The sequence below is a fragment of the Tepidimonas sp. genome (genome assembly GCF_029335975.1).
In the GTDB taxonomy this organism is placed as follows: domain Bacteria; phylum Pseudomonadota; class Gammaproteobacteria; order Burkholderiales; family Burkholderiaceae_C; genus Tepidimonas.
The window spans coordinates 1-20924 of record NZ_JARJMT020000151.1 but is presented as its reverse complement, the minus strand read 5'-3'; the positions used below and the strand labels follow the sequence as shown (position 1 = coordinate 20924).

28 protein-coding genes are annotated in these 20924 nt (G+C 66.1%); 21 read left to right on the top strand and 7 right to left on the bottom strand.

The features are described 5' to 3' along the window. The 13 genes from P3W97_RS08575 to P3W97_RS08515 all read left to right on the top strand — a co-directional run. Positions 1 to 232 (top strand): elongation factor Tu (locus P3W97_RS08575; RefSeq protein WP_102841479.1); only part of this gene is annotated, 232 nt, incomplete at its 5' end. A 10-nt stretch (positions 233 to 242) separates the two neighbouring features. After that, positions 243 to 554, top strand: coding sequence for a 30S ribosomal protein S10 (rpsJ, locus tag P3W97_RS08570; protein ID WP_300845813.1), 312 nt, complete (start codon positions 243 to 245; stop codon positions 552 to 554). A 159-nt stretch (positions 555 to 713) separates the two neighbouring features. Beyond that, a complete protein-coding gene (gene rplC, locus P3W97_RS08565) occupies positions 714 to 1373 on the top strand; it encodes a 50S ribosomal protein L3 (RefSeq protein WP_300845812.1) in 660 nt (219 codons plus the stop codon). A gap of 11 nt (positions 1374 to 1384) precedes the next feature. Continuing rightward, positions 1385 to 2005 carry a 50S ribosomal protein L4 gene (gene rplD, locus P3W97_RS08560; protein WP_300845810.1) on the top strand — a complete coding sequence of 207 codons (621 nt, stop codon included), beginning with the start codon at positions 1385 to 1387 and terminating at the stop codon, positions 2003 to 2005. Then, entirely contained in the window at positions 2002 to 2316 is a 315-nt protein-coding gene (gene rplW, locus P3W97_RS08555; RefSeq protein WP_300845809.1) for a 50S ribosomal protein L23, read from the top strand. The genes rplD and rplW overlap by 4 nt, the downstream gene beginning before the upstream one ends. Positions 2317 to 2318: 2 nt before the next feature. Continuing rightward, complete coding sequence (gene rplB, locus P3W97_RS08550; protein WP_300845807.1) at positions 2319 to 3143, top strand: 50S ribosomal protein L2; 825 nt, start codon at positions 2319 to 2321, stop codon at positions 3141 to 3143. 11 nt (positions 3144 to 3154) lie between these two features. Next, complete coding sequence (gene rpsS / locus P3W97_RS08545) at positions 3155 to 3430, top strand: 30S ribosomal protein S19 (protein ID WP_068606870.1); 276 nt, start codon at positions 3155 to 3157, stop codon at positions 3428 to 3430. A gap of 6 nt (positions 3431 to 3436) precedes the next feature. After that, on the top strand, positions 3437 to 3769 hold the full coding sequence (rplV, locus tag P3W97_RS08540; RefSeq protein WP_185974540.1) for a 50S ribosomal protein L22: 333 nt from the start codon (positions 3437 to 3439) through the stop codon (positions 3767 to 3769). A 16-nt stretch (positions 3770 to 3785) separates the two neighbouring features. Then, positions 3786 to 4646, top strand: a complete 861-nt coding sequence (gene rpsC / locus P3W97_RS08535; protein WP_300845803.1) for a 30S ribosomal protein S3 — start codon at positions 3786 to 3788, stop codon at positions 4644 to 4646. A 2-nt stretch (positions 4647 to 4648) separates the two neighbouring features. Next, on the top strand, positions 4649 to 5065 hold the full coding sequence (rplP, locus tag P3W97_RS08530) for a 50S ribosomal protein L16 (protein ID WP_068606866.1): 417 nt from the start codon (positions 4649 to 4651) through the stop codon (positions 5063 to 5065). A gap of 14 nt (positions 5066 to 5079) precedes the next feature. After that, on the top strand, positions 5080 to 5277 hold the full coding sequence (gene rpmC, locus P3W97_RS08525; RefSeq protein ID WP_300845800.1) for a 50S ribosomal protein L29: 198 nt from the start codon (positions 5080 to 5082) through the stop codon (positions 5275 to 5277). A gap of 10 nt (positions 5278 to 5287) precedes the next feature. Continuing rightward, positions 5288 to 5551: a 30S ribosomal protein S17 gene (gene rpsQ, locus P3W97_RS08520; RefSeq protein WP_300845798.1), complete on the top strand. Its 264-nt coding sequence runs from the start codon at positions 5288 to 5290 to the stop codon at positions 5549 to 5551. 142 nt (positions 5552 to 5693) lie between these two features. Next, a complete protein-coding gene (locus P3W97_RS08515) occupies positions 5694 to 6206 on the top strand; it encodes a peroxiredoxin (RefSeq protein WP_300845796.1) in 513 nt (170 codons plus the stop codon). A 21-nt stretch (positions 6207 to 6227) separates the two neighbouring features. Here the strand turns inward: P3W97_RS08515 and P3W97_RS08510 are convergent, their stop codons facing one another. Both P3W97_RS08510 and P3W97_RS08505 read right to left on the bottom strand, forming a co-directional pair. Continuing rightward, positions 6228 to 6749 carry a GNAT family N-acetyltransferase gene (locus P3W97_RS08510; RefSeq protein WP_300845794.1) on the bottom strand — a complete coding sequence of 174 codons (522 nt, stop codon included), beginning with the start codon at positions 6747 to 6749 and terminating at the stop codon, positions 6228 to 6230. A gap of 46 nt (positions 6750 to 6795) precedes the next feature. Beyond that, the gene (locus tag P3W97_RS08505; RefSeq protein ID WP_300845792.1) at positions 6796 to 7488 is read right to left on the bottom strand and encodes a cytochrome b/b6 domain-containing protein; all 693 of its coding nucleotides are present in this window, start codon (positions 7486 to 7488) and stop codon (positions 6796 to 6798) included. A gap of 94 nt (positions 7489 to 7582) precedes the next feature. Between P3W97_RS08505 and P3W97_RS08500 the strand changes: the two genes are divergently transcribed. Then, positions 7583 to 8026: a cytochrome c gene (locus P3W97_RS08500; protein ID WP_300845790.1), complete on the top strand. Its 444-nt coding sequence runs from the start codon at positions 7583 to 7585 to the stop codon at positions 8024 to 8026. 65 nt (positions 8027 to 8091) lie between these two features. Here P3W97_RS08500 and P3W97_RS08495 read toward each other — a convergent pair whose 3' ends face one another. Next, positions 8092 to 8598 (bottom strand): TlpA disulfide reductase family protein, encoded by a 507-nt coding sequence (locus P3W97_RS08495; RefSeq protein ID WP_300845788.1) that lies wholly within the window; start codon positions 8596 to 8598, stop codon positions 8092 to 8094. A gap of 170 nt (positions 8599 to 8768) precedes the next feature. Here P3W97_RS08495 and P3W97_RS08490 point away from each other — a divergent pair, with 170 nt between their 5' ends. The 3 genes from P3W97_RS08490 to P3W97_RS08480 are packed head-to-tail and all read left to right on the top strand — an operon-like array spanning position 8769 to position 15548. Further along, positions 8769 to 9167 (top strand): response regulator, encoded by a 399-nt coding sequence (locus tag P3W97_RS08490; RefSeq protein ID WP_300845786.1) that lies wholly within the window; start codon positions 8769 to 8771, stop codon positions 9165 to 9167. Positions 9168 to 9196: 29 nt separating this feature from the next. Then, on the top strand, positions 9197 to 14602 hold the full coding sequence (locus P3W97_RS08485; protein ID WP_300845784.1) for a response regulator: 5406 nt from the start codon (positions 9197 to 9199) through the stop codon (positions 14600 to 14602). Next, positions 14592 to 15548, top strand: a complete 957-nt coding sequence (locus P3W97_RS08480) for a diguanylate cyclase (protein WP_300845782.1) — start codon at positions 14592 to 14594, stop codon at positions 15546 to 15548. Before P3W97_RS08485 ends, P3W97_RS08480 begins: the two co-directional genes overlap by 11 nt. 52 nt (positions 15549 to 15600) lie before the next feature. Here P3W97_RS08480 and P3W97_RS08475 read toward each other — a convergent pair whose 3' ends face one another. Then, positions 15601 to 16026 (bottom strand): hypothetical protein, encoded by a 426-nt coding sequence (locus tag P3W97_RS08475; RefSeq protein WP_300845780.1) that lies wholly within the window; start codon positions 16024 to 16026, stop codon positions 15601 to 15603. 161 nt (positions 16027 to 16187) lie between these two features. On the opposite strand from P3W97_RS08475, the gene P3W97_RS08470 reads away from it, so the two are divergent. The 4 genes from P3W97_RS08470 to ptsP are packed head-to-tail and all read left to right on the top strand — an operon-like array spanning position 16188 to position 18844. Beyond that, positions 16188 to 16427: a hypothetical protein gene (locus tag P3W97_RS08470; protein ID WP_300845778.1), complete on the top strand. Its 240-nt coding sequence runs from the start codon at positions 16188 to 16190 to the stop codon at positions 16425 to 16427. 8 nt (positions 16428 to 16435) lie between these two features. Then, complete coding sequence (locus P3W97_RS08465; protein ID WP_300845776.1) at positions 16436 to 16882, top strand: PTS fructose transporter subunit IIA; 447 nt, start codon at positions 16436 to 16438, stop codon at positions 16880 to 16882. Beyond that, positions 16851 to 17120, top strand: a complete 270-nt coding sequence (locus P3W97_RS08460) for an HPr family phosphocarrier protein (RefSeq protein WP_300845774.1) — start codon at positions 16851 to 16853, stop codon at positions 17118 to 17120. Before P3W97_RS08465 ends, P3W97_RS08460 begins: the two co-directional genes overlap by 32 nt. Next, a complete protein-coding gene (gene ptsP / locus P3W97_RS08455) occupies positions 17117 to 18844 on the top strand; it encodes a phosphoenolpyruvate--protein phosphotransferase (RefSeq protein ID WP_300845772.1) in 1728 nt (575 codons plus the stop codon). The genes P3W97_RS08460 and ptsP overlap by 4 nt, the downstream gene beginning before the upstream one ends. Positions 18845 to 18892: 48 nt before the next feature. Here ptsP and lipA read toward each other — a convergent pair whose 3' ends face one another. The 3 genes from lipA to P3W97_RS08440 all read right to left on the bottom strand — a co-directional run bounded on the left by lipA (position 18893) and on the right by P3W97_RS08440 (position 20912). Further along, the gene (gene lipA / locus P3W97_RS08450; protein WP_300845770.1) at positions 18893 to 19897 is read right to left on the bottom strand and encodes a lipoyl synthase; all 1005 of its coding nucleotides are present in this window, start codon (positions 19895 to 19897) and stop codon (positions 18893 to 18895) included. A 71-nt stretch (positions 19898 to 19968) separates the two neighbouring features. Further along, complete coding sequence (gene lipB, locus P3W97_RS08445) at positions 19969 to 20649, bottom strand: lipoyl(octanoyl) transferase LipB (protein ID WP_300845768.1); 681 nt, start codon at positions 20647 to 20649, stop codon at positions 19969 to 19971. Continuing rightward, a complete protein-coding gene (locus P3W97_RS08440) occupies positions 20646 to 20912 on the bottom strand; it encodes a DUF493 family protein (protein WP_300845816.1) in 267 nt (88 codons plus the stop codon). The genes lipB and P3W97_RS08440 overlap by 4 nt, the downstream gene beginning before the upstream one ends. Between the last annotated feature and the right edge of the window lie 12 nt (positions 20913 to 20924).

The following is a 20924-nucleotide window of genomic DNA, read 5'->3' as shown; positions in this document are numbered from 1 at the left end:
GCGCCACACGCCGTTTTTCAACAACTACCGGCCGCAGTTTTACTTCCGCACCACGGACGTGACGGGCTCCATCGAGCTGCCCAAGGACAAAGAGATGGTGATGCCGGGCGACAACGTCTCGATCACGGTCAAGCTGATTGCGCCGATTGCGATGGAAGAAGGCCTGCGCTTTGCAATCCGCGAAGGCGGCCGCACCGTCGGCGCCGGCGTGGTGGCCAAGATCATCGAGTGAGGCCGCGGTCATGAACAAGCAAAAGATTCGCATCCGCCTCAAGGCGTTCGACTACAAGCTGATCGACGCCTCCGCCGCCGAGATCGTGGAGACGGCCAAGCGCACCGGCGCCATCGTCAAGGGCCCTGTGCCCTTGCCGACGCGCATGAAGCGCTTCGACATTCTGCGCTCGCCGCACGTCAACAAAACCAGCCGCGATCAGTTCGAAATCCGCACCCACCAGCGGCTCATGGACATCATCGATCCGACCGACAAGACGGTGGACGCGCTGATGAAGCTGGACCTGCCGGCGGGCGTCGACGTCGAGATCAAGCTGCAATAATCCTAAGCGCTTGACGCCGCGAAGCCCGCAAGATAAAATTGCGGGCTTCGCGCTTTTTTAGAGCGAAGCAAGCCTGTAACTTGCCTGTGTCTTCGGAAGCCTTTGCTCCGAACACAGGCCATCAGCCCCGGCCAATTGCAGTCGGGAACGGAGAAAACCATGAGTCTGAGCAACTCTCTCGGGTTGTTGGGCCGCAAGGTGGGCATGATGCGTCTGTTCACCGAGGACGGGGATGCGGTGCCCGTCACGGTGGACGATGTGTCCAACAACCGGGTGGCGCAAGTCAAGACCCAGGCCGTCGATGGCTATGACGCCCTGCAGGTGGCGTTCGGCAAGCGGCGTGCCACGCGGGTGACCAAGCCCATGGCGGGTCACTACGCCAAAGCCGGCGTCGAAGCCGGCGAAATCCTTCAAGAGTTCCGTGTCAGCGCCGAGGTGGCGGCCAAGTACGCCCCGGGTGCGCAAATCCCCGTCGCCGAGCTGTTCCAGCCCGGCCAAAAGGTGGATGTGCAAGGCACGACCATCGGTAAAGGCTACGCCGGCACCATCAAGCGGCACAACTTCGGCTCGCAGCGCGCCTCACACGGCAACAGCCGCTCGCACAATGTGCCGGGTTCGATCTCCATGGCGCAGGACCCGGGCCGCGTGTTCCCGGGCAAGCGCATGACCGGTCACATGGGCGACGAGACCGTCACCACCCAGAACCTGGACGTGGTGCGGGTCGATGCCGAGCGTCAGCTGCTCCTGATCAAGGGGGCCGTTCCCGGTGCCAAGGGCGGCTTCGTGACCGTCCGTCCGGCTGTCAAGGCCGCCAAGTAAGGAGCGAACGGATGCAAGTCGAACTCCTCAACGACCAGGGTCAGGCTGCCTCCACCGTGGATGTGCCCGAGACCGTGTTTGGTCGCGAATTCAATGAAGCGTTGGTGCACCAGCTGGTCGTGGCCTACCAGGCCAATGCCCGCCAGGGCACGCGTGCCCAAAAGGACCGGGGTGCCGTCAAGCACACGACCAAAAAACCGTTCCGCCAAAAAGGCACCGGCAATGCCCGTGCGGGTATGGCGTCGTCGCCGCTGTGGCGCGGGGGCGGCAAAATCTTCCCGAGCAGCCCCAACGAAAACTTCAGCCAAAAGCTCAACAAGAAGATGTATCGCGCCGGCATGGCGGCCATCTTCTCGCAGCTGGTGCGCGAAGGCCGTCTCTCGGTGGTCGAGGGCCTGAAGGTCGATGCGCCCAAGACCAAGCTGCTGGCCAACAAGCTCAAGGCCATGAACCTGAACTCGGTGCTGGTGATCGCCGACGAGGTCGACGAGAACCTGTACCTGGCGTCGCGCAACCTGCCCAATGTGCTGGTCGTCGAGCCGCGCTACGCCGACCCCGTGTCGCTGGTGCACTACAAGAAGGTGCTGGTCACCAAGGGTGCGCTCGACCAACTCAAGGAGATGTTCGCATGAACCCGCCGAAGTTCGACGAAGGTCGCTTGATGCAAGTGCTGGTGGCGCCGATCATCTCCGAGAAGGCCACCCGCGTCGGGGAAAAGACCAACACCGTCCTGTTCAAGGTGCTGCGCAATGCCAGCAAGCCCGAGATCAAGGCCGCGGTGGAGCTGCTGTTCAATGTGAAGGTGCAGGACGTCAACGTTCTGAACCAAAAGGGCAAGGCCAAGCGCTTCGGCAAGACCATGGGTCGCCGCGACCATGTGCGCAAGGCCTATGTGACCCTGGCCGAAGGTCAGGAGATCCAGTTCGGCGCAGAGGGTGTCTAATCATGGCAGTCATCAAGATGAAGCCGACCTCGCCGGGCCGTCGTGGCATGGTGAAGGTCTCGCGCGATAACCTGTACAAAGGCCCCGGTTACGCCCCGCTGCTGCAGCCGCTGGCCAAAACCGCCGGTCGCAACAACAACGGGCACATCACCGTGCGTCACAAGGGCGGCGGTGCCAAGCACCACTACCGCATCGTGGACTTCCGCCGCAATAAAGACGGCATTCCGGCCAAGGTGGAGCGCCTGGAGTACGATCCCAACCGCACCGCGCACATCGCGCTGCTGTGCTATGCCGACGGCGAGCGCCGCTATATCGTTGCGCCGCGCGGGATCGAAGTGGGACAGACCGTCCTGAGCGGGCCCGAGTCGCCGATTCGCGTCGGCAACACTCTGCCGATTCGCAACATCCCGGTCGGCTCCACCATTCACTGCATCGAGCTCAAGCCGGGCAAGGGTGCCCAAATGGCGCGCTCGGCCGGTGCCTCGGCTGTGCTGCTGGCGCGCGAAGGCGTCTACGCCCAGGTGCGGCTGCGCTCGGGCGAGGTGCGCAAGGTGCACGTGGACTGCCGCGCCACCATCGGCGAGGTCTCCAATGCCGAGCACAGCCTGCGCCAGCTCGGCAAAGCCGGCGTCAAGCGCCACATGGGCATTCGCCCGACGGTGCGAGGCGTGGCGATGAACCCGATCGATCACCCGCACGGTGGTGGTGAGGGCCGCACGGGTACCGGCAAGCCGCCGGTCGATCCGTGGGGCAACCTGACCAAGGGTTACCGCACCCGCAGCAACCGCCGCACGCAAAACATGATCGTGTCGCGCCGCAAGAAGTAAAGGGTTGAGCCATGTCTCGTTCTCTGAAAAAAGGTCCCTTCGTTGACCATCACCTGATGGCCAAGGTCGAGAAGGCGCAGGCCGCCAAGGACAAAAAGCCGATCAAGACCTGGTCGCGGCGCTCGACGATTCTGCCCGAGTTCATCGGCCTGACCATTGCCGTGCACAACGGCAAGCAGCATGTGCCGGTGTATGTGACCGAGCAGATGGTCGGCCACAAACTGGGCGAGTTCTCGCTGACGCGCTCGTTCAAGGGCCACCCCGGCGACAAGAAAGCCAAGAAGTAAGGATTGATCATGGAAACCCGCTGTATCGTTCGCGGCGTGCGCCTGTCGGCCGACAAGGGCCGGCTGGTGGCCGACCTGATTCGCGGCAAGAAGGTGGACCAGGCCCTGCAGATCCTGACCTTCACGCCGAAGAAGGCTGCCGGCATCATCAAGAAGGCGCTGCTGTCCGCCATCGCCAACGCCGAGCACAACGACGGTGCCGACATCGACGAGCTGAAAGTCAAGACCATCCACGTCGAGCAGGGCACCACCCTCAAGCGCTTCACGGCGCGCGCCAAGGGCCGGGGCAACCGCATCAGCAAGCCGACCTGCCATATTTACGTGACCGTCGGCAACTGACCAGGAAAGGAAGACCATGGGGCAGAAAATCCATCCTACCGGCTTCCGTCTGTCGGTCAGCCGCAATTGGGCCAGCCGCTGGTACGCCAGCAACCGCGAGTTCGCCGGCATGCTCGCCGAGGACATCAAGGTGCGTGAGTACCTGCGCGAAAAGCTGAAAAACGCCGCCGTCTCGCGCGTCGTCATCGAGCGACCCGCCAAGAATGCGCGCATCACCATCTACTCGGCGCGTCCGGGCGTGGTGATCGGCAAGAAGGGCGAGGACATCGAGCGTCTGAAGAAACACCTGGCCACGATGCTGGGCGTGCCGGTGGCCGTCAACATCGAAGAGATCCGCAAGCCCGAGGTCGATGCGCAGCTGATCGCCGACTCGATCACCCAGCAGCTCGAAAAGCGCATCATGTTCCGTCGCGCCATGAAGCGCGCGATGCAAAACGCCATGCGCCTGGGCGCGCAGGGCGTCAAGATCATGTCGTCGGGGCGTTTGAACGGCATCGAAATCGCGCGCACCGAGTGGTACCGCGAGGGCCGCGTGCCGCTACACACGCTGCGTGCCGACATCGACTATGGCACCTCGGTGGCCAAGACCACCTACGGCACCATTGGTGTCAAGGTCTGGGTCTACAAGGGCGACAACCTGGGCCGCAACGATGTGCCGTCGCTGGACAGCACACCGCGTCCCGACGATGAGCGCCGGCCCCGTGGCCCGCGCCGCGAAGGGGCCCGCCCCCCGCGCGGTGGCGCCCGCCGGGCTGGCAGCCAAGCGGCACCGGCCGACGGCAGCGACAAGCCGGCCGAGGCCACCGCACAACCCGCCGTTAAGCGCGTTCGTTCCGACGCACCCGCATCTGCAGCAGCGGACGGCAAAGGAGAATAACCATGTTGCAACCTGCTCGTCGCAAATACCGCAAAGAGCACAAGGGCCGCAACACCGGGGTGGCCACCAGCGGCACCACGGTGGTGTTCGGCGACTTTGGTCTGAAGGCCACCGACCGTGGCCGCCTGACGGCGCGCCAGATCGAGGCTGCACGCCGTGCCATCAGCCGTCACGTCAAGCGCGGCGGCCGCATCTGGATCCGTGTCTTCCCGGACAAGCCCATCACCAAAAAGCCGGCCGAAGTCCGCATGGGCAACGGCAAGGGGGGTGTGGAGTTCTATGTGGCCGAGATCCAGCCCGGCAAGGTGCTGTACGAAATCGTCGGCGTGCCCGAACAACTGGCGCGTGAGGCGTTCCAGCTCGCGGCGGCCAAGCTGCCGCTGCGCACCACGTTCGTGACCCGCATGCTGGGCCAGTGAGGAAGGAGCACACCATGAAATCCGCTGAACTGCGCCAAAAGGACGTTGCCGCTCTGCAGGCCGAAATCAAGTCGCTGCAGAAGGCCCACTTCAATTTGCGCATGCAAAAGGCCACGCAACAGCTCGGCAACACGGCTGCGCTGCGTCAGACCCGCCGGGCCATCGCTCGCGCCAAGACCATTCTGGCCGAGAAGCAGGCCGCCGGCCAGTGAGGAGCACACCATGACGCAAGCCAAACTCAAGCGCACGCTGATCGGCAAGGTCGTCAGTGACAAGCGCGCCAAGACCATCACCGTGCTGGTCGAGCGCCGTGTCAAGCACGAGCTCTACGACAAAATCGTGATCAAGTCGAGCAAGTACCACGCCCATGACGAGAAGGGCGAGTACAAGCTGGGCGACATCGTCGAAATCACCGAAAGCCGTCCTTTGTCCAAAACCAAGAACTGGGTGGCCACGCGCCTGGTACAAAAGGCCGCCGAGGTCTGATGTGCCGTCGGGGCGGCGGCCGGGCAGGACGTCGCTCGCGCAGTATGGGAGCACTGCCATGCCAATGACCGGCTTCGCAGCCAGGTCAATCCGGGCGACCGACAATGCGGTCGCCCTTTTTTATTGGTGAGGAGAAACCGAGATGATCCAGATTGGCGATATGCTGCCCGACGTCACTCTGATGGAGTACATCGAGACCGAAGGCCAGGGCTGCAGCATCGGCCCCAACCCCGTGCCTGTGCGCGCCGCTGCCGCTGGTAAAACGATAGCGCTGTTCGCCGTGCCGGGCGCTTTCACGCCGACCTGCTCGGCCCAACATCTGCCGGGCTATATCGAGCGCTACGACGAGCTGCGCGCCGCCGGCGTGGACGAAATCTGGTGCGTGAGCGTGAACGACGCCTTCGTGATGGGGGCGTGGGCCCGCGATCAGGGCACGGCGGGCAAGGTCCGCATGCTGGCCGACGGCAGCGCCCAATTCGCCCAGGCCACCGGCTTGACGCTGGACCTGAAGGAACGTGGCCTGGGCCTGCGCAGCAACCGCTACTCCATGCTCGTGCAGGACGGGGTGGTCAAGACGCTCAACATCGAGGGGCCAGGCCAGTTCGAAGTCAGCGACGCCGACACGCTGCTGGCGCAAGCGCGGCAGCTGCGCTGAGGCCGCTGCACCCGTGCGCGCTCAAAAGCTCAGCTTGAGATAGTGCGCACCCGGCAGGGGGTTGTGGTAGTACGGAGGGATTTCCTCGAACCCGATCTCGTGGTAGAGGGTGCGCGCCGCCTCCATGTCGCGCAGCGTGTCCAGCAGCACGCAGTCGTAGCCCGCTTGCTGCGCGAGCAGCAGCGTTTGTTCGACCAGTTGGCGACCCAGGCCGAAGCCCCGAAACGGCCGTCGCACGAACAGGCGCTTCATCTCGCAGGCGTTGCCGTGGTCGCTGTCCAGCAGGGGGCGCAGCGCGCAGCAGCCGGCCGCTTCGCCGTCCACCGTGGCCAGCACCAGGGCACCCAGTGGAGGTGCGTAGGCACCCGGCAAACTGGCCAGCTCATCGGCAAATCCCTGAAAACCCAGATCGATACCGATATCGTCCTGGTATTCGAGGAACAGGCTGCGAATATCGTCCAGCCGCGGGCCCTCGGTGACCGTGTGCAGGCAGATGACCGGCGTCGCGCGATCGATGTCGGTCTGGGCGGGATCGTCGACCATACGCCAATGATAGGGGCATCCGCCGCCGGCGGCGAGAGGGCTGGTCTCAGGGGTTGCCCAGGTTGACCACCGCCAGCGTCGCCGCGACACAGGCCGCTGCCACCACCAGTGCCAGCGCGCGTTGCCGCCAGCCATCCGCGCTGGCCGGGGTGTGCGGCGGCAGCGGTTTGTCGCCGTGCAGCATGGCCGGCAGCAGCGCCCGGCCGTGCCGTAGCCGGTAGTAGGCGATGGCGGCGATGTGCAACGCGGTCAGCCCCAGCACCAGCAGTTTGCCCCATCCCTTGTGGTAGGCTGTCGCGGCATAGGCGGTGTCGGCGGCAACGAAGCGTGACAGCGGGCCAGCGAACGCAATTTCGTCGTCGCTGATGAGGCCGGTGCCCACCTGTACCGCCAACACCCCCAAGATGGCCAGCACCGACAGGGCCCCCAGCGGTGAGTGCCCGATGTCGTCATCCGGCTGGCCGCGTCCGCGCAGATAGTCCCACACCCTTCTGGGGCCGCGGACGAAATGGCGGAACTGCGACCAGCGTCCCCCCACCACGCCCCATATCAGGCGAAACAGCAGCAGCGCCAACACAGCGTAGCCCAGGCGCTGATGCCACGTCATCCAGTTGCCGCCCAGGTTGGCGGTTATGAGCAGGCCCACGATGGCAAGCGCCAGCAGCCAGTGAAACAGCCGGGTGGGCAAATCCCAAATACGTACAGGACGCACGTCGTGGGGGTGGGACGATGCGCTCATGACAGAACCTTTCCTCTTCGACAGGGGCGTGTCACAGCAAGGACACCAATGTCAGCATACACTACGCGGGTCTTTTAACCCCTGGAGGTATGTCATGAAACTTCACGTCGCCATCGCTGCCGCGGCAATGCTCCTCAGCACAGCGGCCCATGCTCAGTTCCAAAAGCCCGAGGATGCCGTCAAGTATCGCCAATCGGCATTTGCCGTGATGGGCAACCACTTCAACCGCATCGGCGCCATGGTCCAAGGACGCGTGCCCTTCGATGCCAAGGTGGCGCAGGAAAATGCGGCCATCGTGGCCATGCTGGGGAAATTGCCTTGGGCTGGTTTTACCCCGGAGACGGAAAAGCTCAAAAGCCGCGTGAAGCCCGAGGCCTGGGCCGAAATGGACAAGGTGCGCGCCGGCGCTGACAAGATGATGAAGGCGGTGGCCGAGCTCGATGCGGCCGCCCGCACCGGCAACCTGGATGCGGTCAAAAAAACTTTCGGTGACGCCGCTGCGACCTGCAAGGCGTGTCACGACGCCTACCGCGAGTAAGGCGCACACGGCCGCGGCGCGTGCGGGCCTGCGCACGCGCCGCATCTGCGTTCTGGCGCGCGTCCTCAGCCTTCGGCGAGCAGCTTGTCCAGCAGCCCCGCCAAAGCCGAGAAATCGGGCGCGCCGACGTAGCGCTTGACGATGCGTCCTTGCCGATCGACGATATAGGTCGTCGGCGTGAGTTTGACCTCACCCCAGGCGCGCGCCAGCGCTCCGTCGCGGTCCAGCGCCACCTTGAAAGGCAGCTGCCGGGTGCGGGCGAAATTGGCCACCCATTCAGGCGGGTCATAGCTCATGGCCACAGCGACCGTCTCGAAGCCGCGCGGCGAAAAGCGCCGATGCGTCTCGACGAGCTGCGGCATTTCCTGGACGCAGCTCACGCAGGTGGTCGCCCAAAAATTGACCAACAACACTTTGCCGCGCAGCTCGGCGCTGCTCAGCGCGCTGCCGTCCAGCAAGTAAAAGGTCGATTCGGGGGCTCGATCGGCAGCGCCGCAGCCGTAGAGCCCCGTGCCGCTGAGCGCCAAGAGCCAGGGCGACGCCAGCAGCCAGGGACGAAGACGGGGAGTCATGCGCACACATCCTTCCAAAGTCGGCAGCCAAGATTGGACCACAAGCCCATCGCGGTCGCGTGGCCGAGGTTGCACCCGTTGGGGGGCCGTCGTCCGGAAAAAGTTCGCGTTCCTGGGGGATAGCGGCCGAAAATGCTGGTCCGGGGCCAAATCTGTGCACAATGCGAGAGATGAACGTGAAACTCCCCCATGCTCGTTCACTGCGGGTGCTGGTCGCTGATGACAATCCGCTCAATCTGCGCTTGGCCACGCGCATCCTGCGCGACATGGGGCACAGCGGTGTGCTGGTGGGCGACGGCCACAAAGCCCTGGAGGCCCTGCATGCGCAAAGCTTCGACCTGGTTTTGATGGATGTGACCATGCCCGGTTTGGATGGCCTGGAGGCATTGCGCGAGCTGCGCGCGCGCGAGGCCGCCGGCCGGCATCGGCGCACCCCGGTGATCATGGTCACCGCCTACGATTTGCCCGAAGACCGACGGCGCATCCTGCAGGCCGGGGCCGATGGCTTCGTGGCCAAGCCCTTGGATGCCGAGCGCTTGACCGCCGAGATTCGGCGCGTGTTGGCGTAGGTCCATCGGTCGACGCGGAAGGGGGGCGCATGCGTATTCGTTGGCAGTCGCGCGGGGCTGGCTGGATAGCCGCGCTGGTGGCCTCGGCCGTGTTGGCTACAGGAATGGGCCTGGCCTGGTGGGTGGACCGTCAGGGGCGGCAGGAACTGCAGGCCCACTTGGATCGGCAGCTGGAGGCCGCCGAGCGGCGCCTGGACGCGGCCATGCAGCGGTATGCCGCGCTGCTGCTGGGAGCGCGCTCCTGGCTGCATGCGCAGCCGCAAGCCGACTGGCGCGCGGCGCGCACCTATGTCGGCTCGCTGGAGCTGGCCGAGCGTTACCCAGCCGCCTCCGGCCTGGCGTTCGTGCGCCGACTGCCCGCCGAATCCGCGTCCGACTGGGAGGCGGATTTGCAAAAGCGTGGCTTGCCGGTGGATGTACGTCTGCGTCCGATCCGGCCCATGCCCTATCCCAGCGCGGACCGTTATGTCGTCGACTGGATCGAGCCCTCGGGGCAGGAGCGCGTCATCGGGCTCGAGCTCAGCGCCGATCCGCTGCGCTGGCGGGCCATGCAGCAGGCAGCCGCCAGTGGTGACTGGGCGGTGACGGCGCCGGTCCGTCTGGCCAATACCGATCGCATCGAGCACGGATTGCTCTTCGTGCTGCCGGTCTACCGTGGGGGGTGGGTGCCAGCCAGTCCCGCCCAACGTTGGGCGGATTTGGTGGGCTTCGTGGTCACGGGCCTGCCGGCGCACGAGCTGGCGCACGAGGTGGGCTTGAGCGGTGACCTCCACGACTGGCACTGGGTGGATGTGGACGCGCAGCCGGCGGCCAGCGCCGCCTTACCAGGGCAAGCCATTCCAGCCCCCAATGCGGGCGATGCCGGCCCAGGGATCGACCTGCTCGATACCGATGGCCATGGGGGCCGTTTGTCCGTGGCGTCCAGCGCGGCTGGTGTGTCGGGGGACGTGTGGTTGGGGCAAGCGAGCGCCGGGGCACAACGCATCATTCATTTGGGCCAGCGCCGCTACGTGCTGGCGGTGCACAGCACCCCGACGCTCGAGCGCCAGTGGCAACCCGCGGCTGTGCCGATCATCGCGGTCAGCGCCTTGCCGATCGCCTTGCTGGCTGGCTGGGCGACGCTGGCGGCGTTTCGGCTGCGCCGCGCGGAGCGCGAACGGGTGGCCGCCCTGCGCAGCGATGTGGTGCGTCTGTCGCTGGTGGCGCGCTACACCCACAACGCCATCATCTTCACGGACGCATCCGGCCGCATCACCTGGGTCAATGACGCCTGCGAGACCTTGACCGGCTACACCCGCGAGGAACTGCTCGGCCAGGTGCTGGGGGACTTGCTCCAGTCCCCTGCCACCGACCCGCAGGCGGTGGCCAAGTTGCGCGAGGCGGTGCGTCGTGGCCACGGCTGCCAGGTGGATATCCTCAACCACCGCAAGGACGGCAGCGACTACTGGGTGTCGATCGAGCTGGTACCACTGCGTGACGAAGCGGGCGCCTGTACGGGCTTCATGGCGGTGGAGATCGATATCACCGAGCGCGTGCAGACGCAGGAGCGGTTGCGGGTGGCGCTGGCCGAAGCCGAAACATTGATGAACACGGTGCGTCAACATGCCATCGTCAGCCAGGCCGCGCCCGACGGCACCATCATCGACGCCAACGAGGCGTTTTGCGCCATCAGCGGCTACACCCGCGACGAGCTGATCGGCGCGCCGCACAACATCGTCAACTCCGGGCGCCACGACGCCGCCTTTTGGCGCGATTTTTGGACCACCATTGGCAGCGGACGGGCCTGGCGCGGCGAAATCTGCAACCGCGCCAAGGGCGGGCACTTCTACTGGGTGGACAGCATCGTGGCTCCGCTTTTGGGGCCAGACGGCGACATCGAGCGCTATCTGTCCATCCGCTTCGACATCACGCCGAGAAAGCGGGCCGAAGCAGCGTTGCGCACGGCCCAGCAGCGCCAGGACAATCTGATCCGCGCCACCGGCGCGGGCACCTGGGTGCTGGATCCCGCCATCGGCGAGGCCGAGGTGGACGAGCGCTGGTTGCGCATGCTGGGCCGGCCTGAGACAGGGCCGCTGCGCATTGGTATGGCCACCTGGGCCGAGCATGTGCATCCAGAGGATCTGCCCGGGGTGATGCTGGGTCTGCAGGCGCATGTGGAGGGGTTGAGCGACGCCTTTGAGTATGTCTTGCGCATGCGCCACACCGACGGGCGATGGCTGTGGATACGCACGCGCGGCCAGGCTTTCGATCGCGATGCCGAAGGTCGCGCGTGCGAGATCTTCGGGACCAACCTCGACATCACCGACGTCAAGGTGGCCGAGGAGAACGCGGCGCGCGCCGAGCGCCTGCTGCGCAGCGCCATCGAGGCCGTTGGGGGGGCCTTTGCGCTCTACGACGCCGAGGATCGTCTGGTTTTTTGCAACGAGGCCTACCGCGAGTACTACCCCATCACGGCGCCCGTCATCGAGCCGGGGCGCACCTTCGAAGAGATCTTGCGCTACGGGGCCGAGCGTGGCGAGTACCCCGATGCCGTCGGGCGGGTTGACGATTGGGTGCAGGAACGACTGCGGGTGCACCGCGCGGGCAACGCCGACTTCCTGCGCCATCTGTCCTGTGGGCGCGTTTTGCGCATCATCGAGCGGCGCACACCCGATGGCTATAACGTCGGTTTTCGGCTGGACGTCACCGAGCTGGAGCGCGCCCGCGCCGAGGCCGAGGCCAATCGCGAATTGCTGGTCAGCGCTCTGGATGCGGTCGGCGCGACGGTGTCGGTGTTCGATGCTCACGAGCGTCTGATATGGGCCAACGAACGCTTTTACCGCCTGCACGAGCTGCTGGCGGATGTGTTGCGGCAGCCGGGTGTGGACTTCGAGACCTTCATCCGCGCCGGCGTGGCGCGCGGCGGCATCGACTTGCGCGGAGAAGACCCCGAGGCCTGGCTGGCGCAGCGCTTGGCCGACTTCCGGGCCGGCACCACCGACCGCATCGTGCACCGACCCGATGGTCAGGCGCTGCGCATCATCGAGCGCATCACCCCCAGTGGCCTGCACGTTGGCCTGCGCTACGACGTCACCGAGATCGAGAACGCCCGCCGCGCAGCCGAAGAGGCCAGCCGCGCCAAGAGCCAATTCCTGGCCAATATGAGCCACGAGATCCGCACGCCGATGAACGCGGTGCTGGGGATGTTGCAACTCCTGGTGGGCACCGCGCTGGATGCGCGCCAGCGCGACTACGCCCAAAAAGCCGAGTCGGCCGCCAAGTCGCTGTTGGGCATCATCAACGACATCCTGGATTTCTCCAAGATCGAAGCGGGCAAGCTCGAACTCGACCCGGAGCCGTTTGCGGTCGATCGGCTCTGGCGCGATCTGGCCACCATCATGGCCGCCAATCTGAAGGGCAAGCGGCTGGAGTTGCTCTACGACATCGATCCTGCCATCCCGCGTGTGCTGGTGGGCGATGCCATGCGGCTGCAGCAGGTGCTCATCAACCTGACGGGCAATGCCATCAAATTTACCGCTGCCGGTAGCGTCACCCTGCAGGTGCGCTTGCTGGCGCGCCATCTGGAGCCGGACGGCGCCGAGCGGGTGCGGCTGCGGCTGGCGGTCATCGACACCGGCATAGGCATGACCCCCGAGGCGATGGCGCGTCTTTTCACCCCGTTTACGCAGGCCGAAGCCTCGACCACGCGCCGCTTTGGTGGCACCGGCTTGGGGCTGACCATCAGCCAGCGGCTGGTGCAACTGATGGGCGGCTCCATCACGGTGGACAGTGCCCCAGGCCAGGGCAGCACCTTTGCCTTCGAGATCGAATTGCCAGTGGCGCGCGACGTGCCCGCAGGGCTGGCCGCCGAGGCCATTCCGCGCGATCTGGCGGCCTTGCGCTGTCTGGTGGTGGATGACCATCCGCTCGCGCGCGAGCTGCTGGCTGGCGCCATCCGTCAATTGGGCTGGAGCTGCGAGGCGGTGGCCGATGCCGAGGGTGCGTTGGCGGCCATGCAACGCGCCGCCGTGCCGTTCGACGTGGTGTTCGTCGACTGGTCGCTGCCAGGCATGGACGGCCTGTCGCTGGCCGAGGCGCTGCGCCACACGGCTGCCTCTGCAGCCCAGCGCAGCGCGATCGTGATGGTGACCGCCAGCGGGCGCGACGTGCTGGCGCAGGTGCCCAGCGAGCGGCAGTCTGTCCTGGACGGGTTTTTGGTCAAGCCGGTCACGGCTTCTATGCTGCTGGAGGCCGTGCGGGCGGCCAAGGCTGCGGCGAATGGAGCCAGCCCGACGGCGGCGCCCCAACCCCAGAGCGGGCGGCGCCTGGCGGGCATGCGCATCCTGGTCGTCGAGGACAATGCGATCAACCAGCAAGTGGCGCGCGATTTGCTCCGCCGGGAGGGGGCGGAGGTCACCGTGGCCGAGCACGGCCAGGCGGCACTGGATGAGCTCAAGGCGCAGCCCCAGGGCTGGGATGTGGTGCTGATGGACATGCAAATGCCGGTCATGGACGGCTTGCAAGCCACCCAGGCCATCCGGCAACAGTTGGGCCTGAGGCAGTTGCCTATTGTGGCCATGACCGCCAATGCGATGCTCAGTGATCGCGAGGCGTGCCTGGCCGTCGGGATGAACGACCATGTCGGCAAGCCCTTTGCCATCGACCAGTTGGTGCGCGTGTTGCTGCACTGGGCACCGCACGCGGTGCGTGCGACGACCAATGAGCCGCCCAGCGACAGCCGTGATGCCCCTGGGGCCCCGGCCGCCGACGAGCCGCAGCCGGCAGGCAGCGACTGGGGCCACCTGGACGGCATGGACATCCCCGGGGCGCTGGAGCGTCTGGGTGGCGACCCGGTGTTGTACGCCCGCATTCTGCGCAGCTTTGCGCAAAGCCTGCCGCATGCCCTGGCCGAACTGCAGACGCGCCTGGATGGCGCCCCCGATGCCACATTGGCGGCGCAGTTGCACACCCTCAAAGGCACGGCTGCCACCGTGGGGGCGGTGCAGTTGGCTGCGCGCGCAGCCGATGCCGAGCGTGCCGTCAAGGCCAGCCTGGGCCAGCCTGTGCCGAGCGCAACCCCCGTGCCGCCATGGTGGCCGCCGTTGGCCGAGTCGCTGCAGCATTTGCCAGCGACCCTGCAGCAAGTGTTGGCCGAAATGCAAGCGCGTGGCTGGATCGAGCCCGAGCCCGATCCCGCCGCCGGTGCGCAGCCGGCCGCAGCAGTAGCCGACCCAGCGCAGTGGCGCGATTTGTTGCGGCATCTGCAGGCCCGCCTGCTCGACCAGGACATGGAAGCGCTGGAGCTGCACGATCGGCTGCTGGCCGATGCTGCGGTGGCGCGCGATCCGCGCTGGGCAGCGCTGCACCGCGCCATGGAGCAACTCGACTTTGCTGCCGCACGCCAGGCTGTGGAGGCCTTGCTGAGCCAAGCCGAAAAGGAGCAACATGCAGGCTGACCCCAATCCGCTGTCGGCATGGCCGGCGCGCAAACCGCGCCTGTTGTTGGTGGACGACCAACCGCTGCAATTGCAGGCGCTGTATCGAGCGTTGGCTGGCCAGTATCAGTCGTTCATGGCCACCAGCGGAGCGCAGGCACTGCAAGTCGCCTTGGATCAGCAGCCCGATTTGATTTTGCTGGACATGGTGATGCCCGACATGGACGGCTTGGCGGTGTTGCAGGCCCTGCGCGGGCAGCGCATCACGGCTGACATCCCCGTGATTTTCGTCACCGCACACAGCGGGGAAGAGATCGAGTCACGCTGCCTGGATGCGGGTGCCGTGGACTTCATTTCCAAGCCGATCAATCCCAGCGTGGTGCGTGCCCGAGTCCGCACCCATTTGACGCTGAAATTTCAGTCCGATCTGTTGCGCGAGCTGGCCTTCATCGATGGCTTGACCGGGGTGGCGAATCGGCGCCAATTCGACGAACGCTTGGCCATCGAATGGGCACGCGCGCAACGTTTGGGGGCCTGCCTGAGTTTGATGATGATCGATGTGGACCATTTCAAGGCCTACAACGACCACTATGGGCACCAGGCCGGTGACGATGCGCTGCGCCGCGTCGCAGCCTGCCTGCGCGAGCAGGTGCGCCGCAGCACCGATTTGGTGGCGCGCTACGGTGGCGAAGAATTTGCCTGCCTGCTGCCGGACACCGGTGCGGAAGATGCGTCCCGGCTGGCGAACCGCATCCGCGAAGCGGTGCTGGAGTTGGCCATCTTGCATCGCTTGGGTGCGCCTGGCGGGCGGTTGACCGTGAGCGTGGGGGTGGCCACGCGGATGGGCCCGGCGCTGCCCGGCTGGCACCCCGCTTTGTTGGTAGGGCTGGCCGATGCGCAACTCTACGAAGCCAAACGCCAGGGGCGCGATCGGGTGAGCGTGGCGCTGTTGGACGCCAGCACATGACCCGGTGCGGACTGATAGTCAGCCCGCTCAATGAAGTTCTCCGCTTCTGCTGTTACCGTCGAAGTTGCGCACGCGCCGATGACAGGCGGGCCTCCAGGTAGGGGCCATAAAAGTCGGCGACGCCCAGCCCCTCCAGCCGTTCGGCCAATTCGCGCCCGCGCTCGTCTACGAACAAGACGGTCGGAGCCACGCGCACGCGCCAGGCCCGGGCTTGGTCATAACCCGTGGTGGTGCGTCCTTGCAGGTCCAGCAAGGGGGTACGGCGATCCAGCATGTCGATCTGCACGGCGTGGATTTCGCCGCGCTGTAGCATGGGCCCCAGGTAATGGTTGCGCACCACGTCGCAGAAGGCGCAGCCCGCCAGCGTCACCATGACCACGAGCGGCTCTTGGCGCGCAGCCGCCGCTCGGGCCGCCGCTTGCAGGGACTCTGGCACGGGCAGAGCTGGTGGACGCGGGGAGGCAGCGGTCGTGTTCATGGATGGGGCATTGGGGTCTGCGGTAGGATGCACAGCATGGCATTGTGCCCCACCCCTTAGTTTTGTGCCTGTCCAGCTGCGGTCCGCCTTGCGCGGGTAGGGGGATGTTGCTGGCGACTGGGTGGGCCGCCGCGTGCAGCCCCGCGTGGGATTGGCGTACCGTGCAACCGCAGGCCGTGCCCGTGACGGCGCTGCTGCCCTGCAAGCCCGAGCGCGCCGTGCGCGAGCTGCCTTTGCGCGGCCCCGGGCGCACCCCCACCGGCGCAGCAGTGCAGGCCGAGCTGCACTGGGTCAGCGATGGCCGTTGGCTGCTCCAGATGGCGGTCTATGGCCCTGGCCTGCCGCCCGATGCCTACGAAACCTTCTTCGGAGGGGTCGCTCTGCGCGGATCGGACGGATAATCTCCTCCGTGAACGCCATCCTCGTCATCGCCCATGCACCGCTGGCCTCCGCATTGCGGCAGTGCGTGCTGCATGTCTTTCCAGACGCGCAGCAAGCCGTCGATGCGCTGGACGTGCCCCCGCACCAACCCCCGGAAGAGACGCTGGCCCAGGCGCGCCGGATCATGGCCCAGCATGGCGCGAACGACATCCTGGTGCTGACCGACATTTTGGGTGCGACGCCCTGCAACATCGCCACGCAATTGCTCGATGGTGCCCACACCCGCTTGGTCACGGGGGTCAACCTGCCGATGCTGCTGCGTGCCGTGACCTACCGCCACGAGCCCATCGACACCCTGGTGTCACGCGCCACACTGGGGGGCACCCAGGGTGTCATACCGCTGGCCCCCAACCTGCCGCAGAACCCGTGTCGCAGACCTGCCCATGATCCAACGCACCGTGACCATCCGCAATAAGCTTGGGCTGCATGCTCGCGCCTCGGCCAAACTCACCAAGCTCGCTGGCGGGTTTGCGTGCGACGTGTGGCTGAGCCGCAACGGCCGGCGCGTCAACGCCAAAAGCATCATGGGGGTGATGATGCTGGCTGCTGGACAGGGCGCAGCGCTGGACATCGAGACCGACGGTCCCGACGAGCAAGCGGCCATGGACGCCCTCGTCGCGCTGTTCGACGACAAGTTCGGGGAGGGCGAATGACGTTCACACTGCACGGGCAGGCCGTCTCGCGCGGCGTGGCCATTGGCCGGGCGGTTTTGGTCGCCTCCAGCCGCTTGGATGTGGCGCATTACTTCATCGCGCCCGACCAGATCGACGCCGAGCTGGCGCGCTTGCGTCAAGCCCGGGATGCCGTCGCAGAGGAAATCGCCCGCTTGCGCCAGGGGCTGGTGCACGACGGTATCGAGGCCCATGCGGAGCTGGCCGCTCTGCTGGAGGTGCATCTGATGCTGCTGCAGGACGAGCACCTGCAAGACGGCGTCAAGCATTGGGTGACCGAGCGCCGCTACAACGCCGAATGGGCGCTGACGGCGCAGCTCGAGCTGGTGGCCAAACAGTTCGACGAAATGGAGGACCCCTACCTGCGCGAGCGCAAGGCGGATCTGGAGCAGGTGGTCGAGCGCATGCTGCGCGTCATGCGCGGGGTGGCCTCGCCCGTGGCGGCCGCACCGCCTCCCGGGGTCGATGCCCAGCCGCTGGTGCTGGTGGCGCACGACCTCGCGCCGGCGGACATGCTGCAATTCAAGCAGAGCGTCTTTGCCGGCTTTGTCACCGACGTGGGCGGCAAAACCAGCCATACCGCCATCGTGGCGCGCAGCCTGGACATCCCGGCGGTGGTGGGGGCACGCAACGCCAGCCAGCTCGTGCGGCAGGACGATTGGATCATCGTCGATGGCGATGCGGGCGTGCTCATCGTCAATCCCACCCCCATGGTGCTGGCCGAGTACGGCTACAAGCAGCGCCAAGGGGTCATCGAGCGCGAGCGCCTGGCGCGGATCAAAAACACGCCAGCCGTCACGCTGGATGGCGAGCGCATCGAACTGCTGGCCAACATCGAGCAGCCTGAGGACACGCTGCCCGCCCTGTCTGTAGGGGCGGTTGGCGTCGGGCTGTTTCGCACGGAGTTTTTGTTCATGGGGCGCGGTGGCAAGCTGCCCGAAGAGGAGGAGCAGTACGACGCCTACCGCCGCGCCGTGGAGGGCATGCACGGATTGCCGGTGACCATCCGCACGGTCGATGTGGGTGCGGACAAACCGCTGGATCACCATCGGCGTGAACAACACCTCAACCCCGCGCTGGGTCTGCGGGCGATCCGCTGGAGCCTGGCCGAGCCAGCCATGTTTCTGACCCAGCTGCGTGCCATCCTGCGCGCGGCCGCGCACGGCAAGGTCAATGTTCTGATCCCGATGCTGGCCCATCTGGGGGAGATTCGGCAGGTACGGGCCATGTTGGCCAAGGCGCGCGAGCAGCTCGACCGGCGCGGGGCCGTTTACGGCCCCGTGCGGCTGGGGGCCATGATCGAGGTGCCTGCCGCAGCGCTGGCCGCGCGGCTGTTCGTGCGCCACTTCGATTTCCTGTCCATCGGCACCAACGACTTGATCCAGTACGCTTTGGCCATCGATCGGGTCGACGAATCGGTGGCCCATTTGTATGACCCCCTACACCCGGCGGTGCTGCGCATGGTGGCCGACACCATCGCGGCCTGCCAAGAGGCGGGCAAGCCCGTCAGCGTCTGCGGCGAAATGGCCGGCGACGTGGCCATGACCCGGCTGTTGCTGGGGCTGGGTCTGCGCAGTTTTTCCATGCACCCGACGCAAATCCTGGCCGTCAAGCAGCAGGTGTTGCGCAGCGATACCCGCAAGTTGCGCGCCTGGGCGCACGAGGTCATCGCCAGCGACGAGCCAGCCCTGCTGCTGGCCGATTGAGCGGTCTCAATGGGTCGCGTACGGCCGCAAGCCTGCGGGCGGCGACGGCTAGCGGTGGGCGCTGCTTAGGCGGTCCGAGCCGCCCACGCCAGCGGCCTGGGCTTGTTGGTCGGCGTGGTAGCTGCTGCGCACCAGGGCCCCAACGGCGGCGTGGGTAAAGCCCATGGCATACGCTTGGGCTTCAAGCATCTTGAACGTATCCGGATGCACATAGCGGCGCACCGGCAGATGGTGGCTGCTGGGGGCCAGGTACTGGCCAATCGTCAGCATGTCGATGTCGTGTGCGCGCATGTCGCGCATCACCTCCAGGATTTCTTCGTCCGTCTCGCCCAGGCCGACCATCAGCCCGCTCTTGGTGGGGATATGCGGGAACAGGGCTTTGAATTTTTTGAGCAAATTCAGGCTAAAGGTGTAATCCGAACCGGGGCGCGCTTGTTTATATAGCCGTGGCACGGTCTCTAGGTTGTGGTTCATCACATCTGGCGGGGCGGCCTTGAGGATGTCCAGCGCCCGATCATCGCGGCCACGGAAGTCGGGCACCAAAATCTCGATGCGGGTGCCGGGCGAGCGTGCGCGCACGCGCTGGATGCAGGCCACGAAATGGCTCGCACCTCCATCGCGCAGGTCGTCGCGATCCACACTGGTGATGACGACATAGCGCAGTTTGAGCGCGGCAATCGTGTTGGCCAGGTTTTCGGGCTCGTTCGGGTCGAGCGGGTCGGGTCGGCCGTGGCCCACATCACAAAATGGGCAGCGTCGGGTGCACTTGTCCCCCATGATCATGAAGGTCGCCGTGCCTTTGCCAAAGCACTCGCCGATGTTGGGGCAGGACGCCTCCTCGCACACGGTGACCAGCTTGTTGGCGCGCAGGATGTCCTTGATCTCGTAGAACCGCGTGCTGGGGCTGCCGGCCTTGACCCGAATCCAGTCAGGCTTTTTGAGTGCAGGGGCGGATTCGACCTTGATGGGGATGCGCGCGGTCTTGGCCGCGCTTTTTTGCTTGGTGCTTGGGTCGTAGCTGGCGGACGGGGGCGTGGAGACTTCGGCGTTCATCGGGTATCCAGGCCGCGATGGCGCGGCGTCGGTGGCAGCATCCGTGGCGGTGTCGTCTCGTCGCCGGCGCGTCATGGGCGGGGTGAGAGCAGCCGCAACAGCTGCTGCGCCAGCTCGGCACGCACCTCGGACACCGACACCGTCACGCCAATGGTAGCAAGGTCCACCGTGCGCAGCCCGGCGTAGCCGCAGGGGTTGATACGGGAGTAGGGGCTCAGATCCATGGCGACGTTGAGCGCCACCCCATGGTAGGTGCAATGCCGGTGCACCTTGATGCCCAATGCGCCGATCTTGCCCAGCCCCGCAAACGGGTCGCCACCCGGGCGCGGCCCCGCCAGCGCGGCATGGGCATGGGGATCGTCCAATCGCACATAGATGCCGGGGGCGCCAGCCACCCGGTACCCGGTGACCCCGAAGGTGCCCAGTGTGCGGATGACGGCCTCTTCCAGCCGGTGCACATACTCCTTGACGAAGTAGCCGGCACGGCGCAGGTCGATCAGCGGATAGGCCACCACCTGGCCGGGGCCGTGGTAGGTGACTTGGCCACCGCGGTTGGTGGCCACGACCGGGATGTCGCCCGGATGCAACACATGCTCCGCGCGGCCCGCCAACCCCTGGGTGAAGACGGGCGGGTGCTCGCAGAGCCAGATTTCATCCGGGGTGTTGGGCTCGCGCCCTTCGGTGAAGGCGCGCATGGCGGCATACGTGGCGCTGTAGTCCGCCCGCCCCAAATCGCGCAGGACCGCGCTCACAGCACCACCCGCACCATCGGGTGGGTGGTCAAGGTGCGGTAGAGCTCGTCGAGCTGCTCGCGCGAGGTTACTTGCACCGTGATGGTCAAGCCCAGGTAGCGGCCGCCACGGCTGATGCGCTGCTCGACGCATGTTTCGTCGAAGTCGGGATCGAACTGGCGCGCGACATGCGCCACGGCACTGAGAAAGCCGTCGACGTGCGCGCCCATCACCTTGATGGGGAAACGGCACGGAAAGCGGAGCGGGGTTTGGGTGTCGGACATGCGCAGCGGATT